12 protein-coding genes and 1 other annotated feature are annotated in these 12025 nt (G+C 45.6%); of the genes, 1 reads left to right on the top strand and 11 read right to left on the bottom strand.

What is annotated here, in order from left to right; genetic code table 11:
• Positions 1-95: 95 nt before the first annotated feature.
• Complete coding sequence (locus tag MKY19_RS22960) at positions 96-1067, bottom strand: RluA family pseudouridine synthase (RefSeq protein ID WP_042190820.1); 972 nt, start codon at positions 1065-1067, stop codon at positions 96-98.
• Complete coding sequence (lspA, locus tag MKY19_RS22965; protein WP_042190823.1) at positions 1060-1572, bottom strand: signal peptidase II; 513 nt, start codon at positions 1570-1572, stop codon at positions 1060-1062. Before lspA ends, MKY19_RS22960 begins: the two co-directional genes overlap by 8 nt.
• A gap of 246 nt (positions 1573-1818) precedes the next feature.
• On the opposite strand from lspA, the gene MKY19_RS22970 reads away from it, so the two are divergent.
• On the top strand, positions 1819-2544 hold the full coding sequence (locus MKY19_RS22970; protein ID WP_339797921.1) for a TraR/DksA C4-type zinc finger protein: 726 nt from the start codon (positions 1819-1821) through the stop codon (positions 2542-2544).
• Positions 2545-2974: 430 nt separating this feature from the next.
• Here the strand turns inward: MKY19_RS22970 and MKY19_RS22975 are convergent, their stop codons facing one another.
• The 9 genes from MKY19_RS22975 to MKY19_RS23015 form a co-directional block, all read right to left on the bottom strand.
• Positions 2975-3271, bottom strand: coding sequence for a DUF5665 domain-containing protein (locus tag MKY19_RS22975; RefSeq protein WP_042194357.1), 297 nt, complete (start codon positions 3269-3271; stop codon positions 2975-2977).
• 329 nt (positions 3272-3600) lie between these two features.
• Entirely contained in the window at positions 3601-6693 is a 3093-nt protein-coding gene (ileS, locus tag MKY19_RS22980) for an isoleucine--tRNA ligase (RefSeq protein WP_339797924.1), read from the bottom strand.
• A gap of 387 nt (positions 6694-7080) precedes the next feature.
• Positions 7081-7355, bottom strand: a binding site (T-box leader).
• Positions 7356-7594: 239 nt separating this feature from the next.
• Positions 7595-8107, bottom strand: a complete 513-nt coding sequence (locus MKY19_RS22985; protein WP_076299650.1) for a DivIVA domain-containing protein — start codon at positions 8105-8107, stop codon at positions 7595-7597.
• Between the two features lie 227 nt (positions 8108-8334).
• The gene (locus MKY19_RS22990; protein WP_339797928.1) at positions 8335-9117 is read right to left on the bottom strand and encodes a YlmH/Sll1252 family protein; all 783 of its coding nucleotides are present in this window, start codon (positions 9115-9117) and stop codon (positions 8335-8337) included.
• 9 nt (positions 9118-9126) lie between these two features.
• The gene (locus MKY19_RS22995) at positions 9127-9366 is read right to left on the bottom strand and encodes a YggT family protein (RefSeq protein ID WP_042194359.1); all 240 of its coding nucleotides are present in this window, start codon (positions 9364-9366) and stop codon (positions 9127-9129) included.
• Between the two features lie 34 nt (positions 9367-9400).
• Positions 9401-9841, bottom strand: coding sequence for a cell division protein SepF (gene sepF / locus MKY19_RS23000; protein WP_042190833.1), 441 nt, complete (start codon positions 9839-9841; stop codon positions 9401-9403).
• Positions 9842-9852: 11 nt separating this feature from the next.
• A complete protein-coding gene (locus tag MKY19_RS23005) occupies positions 9853-10539 on the bottom strand; it encodes a YggS family pyridoxal phosphate-dependent enzyme (protein WP_339797931.1) in 687 nt (228 codons plus the stop codon).
• A 3-nt stretch (positions 10540-10542) separates the two neighbouring features.
• Positions 10543-11400 carry a peptidoglycan editing factor PgeF gene (gene pgeF, locus MKY19_RS23010; RefSeq protein ID WP_339797933.1) on the bottom strand — a complete coding sequence of 286 codons (858 nt, stop codon included), beginning with the start codon at positions 11398-11400 and terminating at the stop codon, positions 10543-10545.
• Positions 11401-11533: 133 nt separating this feature from the next.
• Positions 11534-11878 carry a YlmC/YmxH family sporulation protein gene (locus MKY19_RS23015; protein ID WP_076284758.1) on the bottom strand — a complete coding sequence of 115 codons (345 nt, stop codon included), beginning with the start codon at positions 11876-11878 and terminating at the stop codon, positions 11534-11536.
• Between the last annotated feature and the right edge of the window lie 147 nt (positions 11879-12025).

Here is a 12025-nt window from a genome sequence, read left to right on the forward strand (position 1 = left end):
AAGAATAAGGCATAACCTTCTCTTTATCCTTATGTTATTAAATATGATGGAAAGCAGAGTTCAATACCATAGACTAATTATCACTTCATTTGTACTTATCTGCTGCGCAATGTGAACAGAACATCTTCCATGTCTTCCGGAATAGGTCTGCTGAATTCTTTATATTCACCTGTCGTAGGATGAATAAATCCAAGCACCGCCGCATGTAACGCCTGTCCATTCATAGCTGTTCCTTTACTGCGTCCATAAATCGGATCACCCACAAGCGGATGACCAATGAATTTCATATGCACTCTGATCTGATGCGTGCGGCCAGTCTCCAGCTGCAGCTCCAGTAGTGTACAGTCACCGAAACGTTCCATCACTGTAAAATGGGTCACAGATTTCTTGCTGTTCTTTTCCGTTACAGTGTATAGCTTGCGATCATGTGGATCTCTACCGATCGGAGCGTCAACCGTTCCTTTGTCATGCGACAAATTGCCGTGTACAACTGCTATATAGCGGCGTGTTACACTGTGCTCTTTAAGTTGTGCTGCGAGCGACGCGTGACTGGCATCATTTTTAGCCACCATAATAAGACCAGAGGTATCCTTATCAATACGGTGTACAATACCTGGTCGAATCTCACCATTAATACCGGACAGATCCTTGCAGTGATACATCAGTGCATTTACCAAGGTGCCTGACGGGTGCCCGGCAGCCGGATGTACAACCATACCACGCGGCTTATTTATAACAATGACATCGCTGTCTTCGTATACAACTTCAAGTGGAATATTCTCTGGGATCAAGTCTGTAACTTCCGCTTCTGGTACGACAATGGAAACTTTATCGCCTTCTGAGAGCTTATAGTTAGCTTTAACCGGTGCCCCATTAACCGTAACATGGCCACCACTGATCCACAGCTGCACCTGAGAACGAGAAATATCCTCTTCCCAAGATTCCGTTATATATTTATCGATTCGCTCCCGCGCGTTCTCTGCTGAAACGGTCCACTCCGTGACGTCCCTCTCTTCTTCGCTCGTAGATGCCGCTTGGTGATTGACGTCTTTACTCAAATCATTCATTCCCTTCTTTTACTTCCTTTGCTTCTTTTACTTCTTTGATTTCCGTGATTTCTTCACCATTCTTAAGATCGCGGAAGGAGTCCAAAAGAATCAACCCAACCCCAATGACGATACATGAATCCGCAACGTTAAAAATCGGGAAGCTATAGCTTCCAAAATTAAACAGAAGGAAATCGACAACCTCACCACTGATCATCCGGTCTAGGAAGTTACCTATCGCTCCACCCAGAACAAGTCCAAGGGCAACCGATAGCATCTTCCGCGAATGTCTAGTTTTGTTCAAGTACCAAACGATACCTGCAACCACTACAACCGTAACTAAAAAGAAGAACCATTGCTGACCTTGTAGAATACCAAAAGCAGCCCCGCGATTACGATGTGAGGTAATTAGGAAGAAATTCCCGATCACCGGAATCTGTTCCCCAAGCTCCAGACGTGTGGCAATGAGATACTTCGTTCCCTGATCCACCAAAAATACAATAAGAGCAATCAAATAGTACACCACAGAAGTTGTCACTCCGTTCTTATTTTTCCCGCCAAATGCGGTACGAATACTGTTATAAGACTTGTATATTGTAGCACAGCCCTTAGAAGATCGTCTATTGCGTGACACCTCTCGGGCGCTTAATCTTGGGGACTATTTTCCATCGCTAAAATAACGCCTCTCAGGTCAACCTAACAAAGAACCATCCGGTGCAAATCGGTTTGTCGGAAGGATTCTTAATAAAGTACAGAAAGGAGCTTACTCATCATGACGCACCTGACAGTACAGCAGCTCTCAGAGCTACGCGCCCGATTAGAAAAAGACCGTGATACTATTCAGCACAGGCTTCAGAATAATGAAAATTACGGCTTACAGGAATCCATGCGGGATGGCACCGGAGAACTTTCCGAGAATGACAACCATCCTGGCGATGCAGCCACCGATTTGTATAACCGCTCCATGGATATTTCACTGCTAGAGCGGGACGAGCATGAGCTGGATGATATTGAAGCTGCTCTCAACGCTATGGATGAAGGCACCTATGGGATATGTAAAGCTAGCGGTAAACCGATCTCTTTTGAGCGTCTATCCGCTATTCCCTCCACGCTTTATTGTAAAGAGCATGCCCCACGTCAAAATGCACCTTTTACTCGGCCCATTGAAGAAGAATTTTTGTCTCCTCCATTTGGGCGTACGAGTCTCGATGAACGAGAGGATCAAAACGGCTTTGACGGTGAGGATGCCTGGCAGATTGTAGAAAGCTATGGAAACTCCGATTCCCCCGCCATGGCGGAGGGCAGCAACATTGACTCCTATAATGATATGGAGATTGAAGCCGATGAGCTTGAAGGCTGCGTAGAGCCTTGGGAGAACTTTATCGCCACCGATATTACAGGCAACAATGTAGTTGTAGTACCGGGACGTAGCTACGAGCGTTATAAGGATAGTGGCGAGGGAAGTTACATGCTTGATCCACTCGAAGGCGAGGAATAAAAGCATTGTCCCCCACAAGAAAAAATGAACAGCGTGCGGTTCCAGTTTCATTGTGGAATGGCCCGCTGTTTTTTTTATATTTTCTGCGCTATGTCATTTTGTTAAGAAAATGTTCAGATTCAGCTGGTAAACTGATCTAACGGATTCTGAAATCGACATACAAGGAGTGTAACGTTAGTGAATCACGACTATTTTAAAAATGTGCAGCAACTCAGTCATGAAGATGACCGACGATATTTATTATTAATGAGAGGCTTACGCATCATACACGAGGAAAAAAAGCAGCGCAGCCCTCTCCAAAGATTAAAAAAGGAAAGGTACGGACTGGGGAGAAACATAGAAGCCCAAGGCTGGATAAATCCACCAAAGAAGATTGACCGAACCCTAATCCCTTCAACAAACCAAATAAAGACGGCTTCGCCTTAACAAGCTATTTGAATTCCAGCTGACGTTGAACAATTCGTACAATATCCGCAATATAATCTCCGATGATCGGTAGATTCAATGCTCCAAGTACCTGAAGAACATAGATGATCGTTGCCGCAAAAAAAGTAAAGCCTAGCGCAATCCCTACTCCACGAGCCGCTCCATATAAAATATTTTTCCAAATTAGAGTCCAAGGTGAATATAACAGCTCCGTATACTGATAAATTCGTGATTTCTCTAAGATATGGGCCCATTCAAAGGTTAATCGATACATTGTATTCATTTTTTCTTCCAGTGGAATGTCTTCTGGATTGCGATGATCTGCTGTTAAACGCTCAGGGTTTTCCTCAGGAATAACCTTTTTCTCCGCTCCCTTATCTGGGCTGTTCTTGTTGCCGGATGTCTTGACGGAGATTCTGTTCTTCTGATCCTCCACAGCCACAGCTCCTCTCATACGTCTATATTCGCCACAAAGTAAACGAGCCCGGTCAAAGAGAATACATCTCCTTGAGCACGAGGCTCGTTATTTTCGCGGGCGAAATATAAAGACTATATTTCCCGCATAAACAGAAGTTCTCTGTTTACACTTGTGCCGCTAGTATATGCTGTTTTGGGACAGGTAATGCAGATTTACACTTCAATATGGATACCGATGGATTTACCACCGACATCTACCGTTTCAAAAGCATGTTCTCCGCCAAAATCAACCGTAGTCACAAGTACATTGTCTCGCAATACATTCTCAAAGGCTGTAACTGCTGCTTTAAGCTCATCGTCTACACTCAGCGTGAGTGCGATCCGTTTCTCGATCGGCAGATCCAAACGTTTACGGTAATCTTGAACCGCACGAATGATCTCACGAACCCAGCCTTCTTGTTCAAGCTCAGGTGTGATTTCGGTATTGAGCGCAACCGTAATTCCATATCCGGAAGCTGCGGCGAAACCTGCTTTAGCTTCTTTTTCAACGAGTAGCTCTTCAGAAGTGATCACCAGTTCTTCTCCCTCTGGCGTCGCAATCGCGATTGAGCCATCTTGCACTGCTTTGCGGGTAGAGTCACTGTCCAAAGCTTTTAGGAAGCCTTGCAGGAAGCCGACGTTTTTACCGTATTTTTTACCGGCAACTTTAAGATTCAGCTTGAGTGTGAAGTCAACAAATCCACTATCGCTAGTCTCTAGCACGATGTTTTTGATGTTGATCTCGTCTTTGATGATCTCTTCATACTCAGCCAAATGGAAGTCACGGTTCATCGAAACGATCAGCTCAGACAGCGGTTGACGATTCTTAATGCCTGTTTCGTTACGCACATTACGCGCCAGCTCAACGATTTGTCTCGCACTTTCCATATCCTCTTCCAGCTCTTTATCGATCAAGCTCTCATCAGCAACCGGATAATCTGCTAAATGCACACTTTCTCCACCGCCAAGATTCGTGAAGATATCTTCAGACAACATCGGTGTAAATGGAGCCATCAAAGACGCTGTCTTCAAAAGTACATGGGTCAGTGTACGGTAAGCATCCAGCTTATCTTCACCTAGACCACTACCCCAGAAACGGTCACGGGAACGACGGATATACCAGTTGCTCAGCTCATCTATAAAGTTCTCAATGCCTTTGGATGTATTCACGAAGTCATTTACTGCAAGTCCTTTGTCTACCAAAAGAATCAAGCTGTTCAGACGGGACAAAATCCAGCGGTCCAGCTTATGTTCCGATACTTTAAAAGGATGATCGGCAGGATCATAACCATCGATGCCTGCATAAAGCGTCAAGAACGCATGCGTATTCACCAGTGTATCTACAACTTTGGATTTGGTTTCCCCTACAAGGCCACGAGAGAAACGTTTGTTATTCCACGGTGCACTATCGGATAGAATCGCCCAACGGAAAGCATCCGTGCCGTAATCGTTCATGATATCCCAAGGATCAATAACATTGCCTTTTGATTTGGACATTTTTTGACCATTCTCATCAAGGATATGACCGTGAGCAATAACAGCTTTATATGGAGCTTTACCTTTAAACAAGGTAGATACAGCTAGTAAGCTGTAGAACCATCCACGTGTCTGGTCGATCCCTTCACAGATCATATCCGCTGGATATTGATCATTCAGCTTATCCTCGTTCTCAAATGGATAATGACTTTGCGCAAATGGCATCGAACCACTATCGAACCAAACATCGATAACTTCTGGTGTGCGAACCATCTCTGCCCCTTCGCTGAAAGGACTGCGTAACTTGATCTTATCTACAAAAGGCTTATGCAGCTCGATATCCTCAGGTACATCGCCAATCGCCATCGCTCTCAGTTCTTCAATGCTGTGTGGAGCGAACTCTTTGCCCGTTTCTTGACATACCCAAACATTAAGCGGTGTGCCCCAGTAACGATTACGGCTGATATTCCAGTCCACCAGTTCATCCAGGAACTTCCCGAAACGGCCTTCACGTACATGATCAGGATACCAATCTACACTGTTGTTGTTAGCAATCAGCTGATCTTTGATCGCTGTAGTGTTGATGAACCAGCTGTCTGTTGCGTAGTACAAGAGTGGTGTATCACAACGCCAGCAGAACGGATAGCTGTGCTCGTATTTTTCTTTGCCGTAAAGCAGTCCTTTTTCAGACAAAGCTTTAACGATATCCAAATCGCAATCTTTCACGAAGCGTCCAGCAAAATCAGATACTACATCCGTATACTTACCGGAATTATCAACCACGTTCACGAAGCTGATGCCGTTCTCGCGGCAAGTCTTGTAGTCATCTTCACCATGCGCTGGTGCCATGTGTACGATCCCTGTACCACTGGAATCTGTAACGAAGGAAGCACCTACGATGACATTGCTTTTCTCTGCCTTGATGTATCCGAATGGAGGAACGTAGGTTTTGCCGATAAACTCGGAACCTTTATGTGTAGAAAGGACTGTGTGCTCGCCTTTCATTACTTCCTCTACCAAATTTTTGGCAACAATGTAGATACCGTCTTCTTGTTGTACACGTACATAATCCATGTCAGGGTTCATGGCTAACGCCATATGTGCTGGCAGCGTCCAAGGTGTAGTCGTCCAAGCTAGTACGTAGTCTCCACTGTCATCCAGTTTGAACTTTGCAGTCGCACTGAGATCCTTGACAGTCTTGTAGCCTTGGGCTACTTCATGGGAGCTTAGGGTAGTCTGACAGCTTGGGCAGTAAGGACTAACACGGTGTCCGCGGTAGAGCAACCCTTTGTCATGCACAGTAGCCAAGATGTTCCACACGCTCTCGATATACGTGTTATTCAAAGTTACGTAAGGATTATCTAGATCCGTCCAGTATCCGATACCCTCTGTAAACTCGCGCCATTGCTTCTCATAACCGAAGACGCTGTCTTTACATTCCTGGATGAATTTTTCTACGCCATATTCCTCGATCTCTTGTTTGCCGGAGATGCCAAGCTTCTTTTGTACGCCTAGTTCTACTGGCAAACCGTGTGTATCCCAGCCCGCTTTACGTACCACGCGGTAACCTTTCATCGTTTGGTAACGACCGATGAAATCCTTGATTACACGGCCCAGCACGTGCCCGATATGCGGGGCACCGTTCGCTGTTGGAGGACCTTCGTAAAATACATAGTTCGGACGTCCTTCACGATTCTCCATCGATTTACGGAACGTATTTTCGTCGCTCCATTTCTTGAGTATGCGGACATCTCTTGCCCGCGCTTTTTCTTTGACATCTACTTTTTGCATGTGTTGGTCAATCCTTTCATGGTTTAGTCTGTAAAGCTCTTTTCGATCCTTGGGCAGTCTGGTTCAGCTGGCCGCATTCAGCTCTTGTCTTCGGTACCCGAGCTGCGATCCCGTAGGGCAGCACTGGCTCTGGGTGCCACATGGAGCGGCGAGTGAAACGCCGGTCTGCTCTAGCAGTGAGGCCCCGCAGGCGAACCCGCCAGGGGAGCCTAAGAAGGGCCGCTCCTTCAGCCACCTGAGTCCGTTCGCTTCCACCATCGTACCCGTTTGCACGAGGCTTTACATTGCGGGTGTCCAGAGGGCGGCAGCCCTTGGGGCCCCCCTTAGAAAGGGGGATTTAGGGGGATGGCCCGCCCCGGAACAACAAAATAAGCGTCATCCCACCCCCAAAGGGGCGAGACAACGCTCGCGATACCACCCTAATTCTGCGCATGAGCACATCCTTAAGGGGAGTGTATTCAGCACAATCTCAGTCCTGCGCGTAAATCTCATGCACAGGTCCGGTGTAACGTCCGGCGGACGGCTAAGCTTACGCACGATCAACGCTTCAGCTTAACTTCTAGGGGAAGATCTTCCGGCAGGGTTCGAACAATCGGCTCTCAGCAATCGCCGACTCTCTGGAGAACGTTACCTTGTCGTACTTGTCCCGTCATCGAATACATATAAACATTATACAGATATGTTCTATTTATAGACTTTTTAAGTCTAAATGTCAACAACCGCTAGCGAAATCCACATTAGGATTATACCTGTGCAGGCGGAATACTTTATTATGATCGATTTTAGCAGAAAATAAAAATAGAGGGAATAACTCCCTCTATTTAGCCGATTTTAGCATGAAATTATAAATTAGAGGGAATTCCCCCTATAAATTCAATCAGCATTCATTCATCATAATGCATTAGATACGATGTAGAACATCATCCTTAAAAGTTACGCTCTCGCTTGCCTCACGACTCTCCAAGGCATTCCAGTCATCCTGTGACAACAGCTCGAGCTGTGCTTCCACCAATGTGCGGAAACGAGTGCGATAGATCGAAGCTTGCTTACGCAATTCTTCAGTCTCAATAGCAACCTTACGGGATTTGGATAACGCTTCGTTAATAATCCGATCCGCGTTCTTTTCCGCTTCCTTGATAATGAGCTGCGATTCCTTCTTGGAGTTGTTCTTCACATCATCCGCCGCTTCCTGAGCGACTAAGATCGTTTTCGATAAACTCTCTTCAATATTCACAAAATGATCTAAACGCTCTTGAATGGACAAAAGCTGATTCTGCAGCTCTTTGTTCTCACGGATGACACTTTCGTAATCCTTAATTACTTGATCCAGAAATTCGTTGACCTCGTCCTCATCATAACCGCGAAGTCTCCGAGAGAACTCCTTGTTATGTATATCGAGCGGTGTTAATGGCATGCTGTGCACCTCCTAGAAATTTCGGACCTTCTAAGTCTCTGAACCATACCTGCGCAGCAGACAAAGAAGAAAGACTGTACTTCAAGTAAAGGCAGAGGATGTATCGACGTTCCAACTGCCATTCATGGTTCGCCTCTTTTATAAAATATCGGCGTCCTGCTTTAAAAATGTTTGATTCCCTCGAAATAATCAATTTCGACAAGTAAAGCCGGATTCCTGCAAGGGATTCACACAAATTTACCAACCTGAACACGGTATCGGCCCTTTTTCGTCAAACTACCAACCTCTAGAACCTTGAATCGACCAAATCCTTGAATAGATACCATGTCACCATCTTTAAGTCCGCAGGAAGGGTCTTCTTCCACTTTCCAATTTACCCGAACGCGCCCAGCCTTGATGGGAGCAAGAATTTTGCTTCGACTAAGCCGTGTTACATCTGCGGCTATGCCATCCAATCGTAGGGACGCTACAGTCAAATCCATCATTTCCAGCTTCACCTCACTATTACGCAAGGCAGAAAGTGGCAATACCTCCGTGCTCACCTGTATTCGGTGTACTCCAGTTAAATTCATGTCTAAATAATCTGCAATATCTGCAGCTACTACCACATGACAACCATCGTCCAGAACATGAATATCACCGATTTTTCCACGTTTTACTCCAAGACCCAGAATAGAGCCCATGTAGTCCCCATGCTCTAACGCCAGAAACTTTTGCTCACCAGAGGTTATCGCAAGAACGCTCAGCTCCATGTCCTCATGATCCAGATCACGGTAATCAGGCGCAATGAGTGCTCGCTTCCGCTCTGCCTCAGGGTGGCCGCCTTCCCATCTAACGATAACATCTGGATGTCGATTGACGAGACTTTGCAGAATAAATCCTTGGCGCGGATCTAGAAATTCGGTCAGTTTCGTCTCATGATATTCTCCAGCATGGGTAACCCATTCCCAAGCCTTGTCCACAAATTGTCTTTCATCGGGATGAAAATGCCCGTAAACTTCTATCTTCATCACTTCTGCCTAAAAAATTAAGTGCAAAATGGATTTGAGTCCACCTGCCGCAAATTCCAAGACGAATAGTGCAATGATCGGGGAAATATCAAGCGTACCAAAGAGTGGCGGAATAAACCGACGAAATGGTGTCAAATACGGCTCAACAAGCTTGCTCAGCAGTTCTCCGATAAAGTTCTCACGAACGTTTGGTAACCACGACATCAGTACGTAGAAAATAATCATGTAAAAATAAATATTAAACAGCATATCAATAATGTAATCAATTTGGGGCAAAGCTCATTCACCTCATTCTGTTATAGTCTGGATCGTCACCTAGGATTTCCGTAATGGCACCTTGAATTTCAACGGTATCTGGCGTGCACATAAATATATTGCCCCCAATTTTAGAGATTCCTCCCCCAAGGGCATAAACGGTTCCACTTAAAAAATCAATAATTCTCATTGCCTGATCATTACGGACACGCTGAAGATTGATCACTACCGTCCGGTGAGAACGGAGATGGTCCGCAATTTCCTGAGCCTCATCGTACGAACGTGGCTCATAAAGTACAACTTTTACATTCTTCTGCGAATGGATACTGACAACGTTGCCCCTTTGATTTTTGCGGGTTTCGACAGGGGCTGGCTCATACTCATCCTCTTCGTGGATTTGCTCCCGCTCCACAACTTCTTCTTCCTCCTGCAAGCCCAAAAAACTCATAAATCGGTTCATAACGCTCATCACGATCCCTCCTAATGGCCTACTAACACCGTACCTAGGCGTACCCAGGTGGCTCCTTCCTGTATCGCCACTTCAAAATCATTCGACATTCCCATTGATAACTCCGTAATCGGTTCAGGTGTCAAAGCAAGTTGATTGAGCTCATCGCGCAGCTCACGAAGTCCGCGAAATACAGGGCGGGTAAGCTCCGGATCACCTTCTAAAGGTGCCATCGTCATTAGTCCAATTACTTTTACACGATCTAGACTAGCAATTTCACGCAAAAATGCAGGTACCGCCTCAGGCGACAGACCAAATTTCGTATCTTCTCCAGAGATGTTTACTTGAAGAAAGACATTCACTTCTTGATCTGCGGCAATCGCCTTTTTGTGTAATTCTTGCGCCAAAGATATCCGGTCCAAAGAGTGTATATATTGAAACTTGCCAATAACGTCTTTAACCTTATTGGTCTGCAAATGCCCGATAAAATGCCATGTCCCTTGGTCCCCTAAAACCTTCCATTTGTGCTCAGCATCCTGCCAGCGACTCTCGGCAATATGCTCTAGGCCTGCCTCCAATACGGAGGACACCATTTCCAGAGAAACATATTTCGTCACTGCAATTACCTTGACGTCATTTCGATCCCGGCCGCTTGCCGCGCAGGCACGTGCTACACGTTCCTCTACCTCAGCAATTCTCTCCTGCAGTGTTAAAGCCAACTTTCAACTCTCCTTTATTCCGATCCAGCTCGTCATCCTGCCTGTAACCCCATCTTCTTTACGATAAGAAAAGAACAAATCTTGATTACAGCTTGTACACCAAGATGTACATTCGATATGAGTCGGCAATATTCCTGCTTTAATCATAATGCGTCGATTCATTTCTTTCAAGTTTAGCATGTATTTGTTCTCATCTGTGTCAGATGTTCTGTACAGCTCCACAGTATTGGCTGTTTCTGTTGGCTTACTCAGATCACCTTCCAGTCGATGAACATGCTCCATCACATAATCGTCCACCTCATAACAGCAGTCACCAATGGATGGTCCGATCGCTGCAATAATGTCCTGCGCATGGCTTCCGTAAATGGTCTCCATTTTACTCACCATAGCGGCTGCAATCTGGGCCACAGTTCCCTTCCAGCCAGCATGGGCAAGACCGACGACTTGGTGCACAGGATCATAAAAATAAAGGGGTACACAATCCGCATAAAAAGAAGTCAGAAAAACTCCCGGTACATCCGTAAGCAAACCATCGGTTGCCTGAAATGCCGAGGTTCTATCCTTTTGACCCCGCCCACGATCGGCTTCCCTTACCACTGCTATTTCTGCTCCATGGGTTTGTTCTCCACAGGTCCAAGCTTCAGGTTTGAAATCAAGAGCTTTCGCAAGCGCCCTACGATTCGTTAAGACATCTTCCGGAGCATCCCCAACATGAAATGCACAATTCAGGCTGTCATAAGGCTTTTTGCTAGCCCCTCCCTGTCTACCCGTAAAACCTGCTGTAATTTCTTTATGCTTCACACGCCAAGGCTCCAGATGAAGCAGCATAAGTGTTTCCTTCCCCTGCACAAACGGTTCCATATCCTCACCTCCGCCTTAGTGTACCACATGTAAATACCCCTACAAAATGCCGCTTAAGCTAGAACATTAAATTTACTAACTTTTAAGCCATGCCATTTCGAATCATTTTATAAAAAACAAAAAACGCACCTAATTAATAAGTGCGCCGTTCGCCTCGGTCCCCTCGTTCCAAATACATCGTTTCTCGTTCGTCCTGCCCTTGAGGCATTCTTGATTCTTCAATCTTCACAAGCACTACATCAGACCCGATTTTGACAATATTTCGCCATGGAATAATCAGATCGGTTCCGCCTCCGAACAACCCCATAAACCGAGTGTATCCGGGAATTACGATTGCATCAATGACACCTCGGCGTAAATCAAGCTCTAAGTCACTGATTTGGCCCAGCCGCTTGCCGTCCACAATGTTAATAACGTCCTTAGTCTGAAAATCAGAGATTTTCATTTTTTTGGCTGATCCTAAATAATCCTCGTTCATCTCACCACCCCTGTACAATCAGACCTATAGTCCAATATATGTTATGAAAGCTTGGCCACATGCATGAAATATCCCCACAAAGTGAGGCTATGCTTAGATGCTTACCAAGGTACTTTGCGGGGGCTCAATATAATTCCTGAAACAGTA

This window comes from Paenibacillus sp. FSL R5-0744 (assembly GCF_037972555.1).
Lineage (GTDB): Bacteria > Bacillota > Bacilli > Paenibacillales > Paenibacillaceae > Paenibacillus_AQ.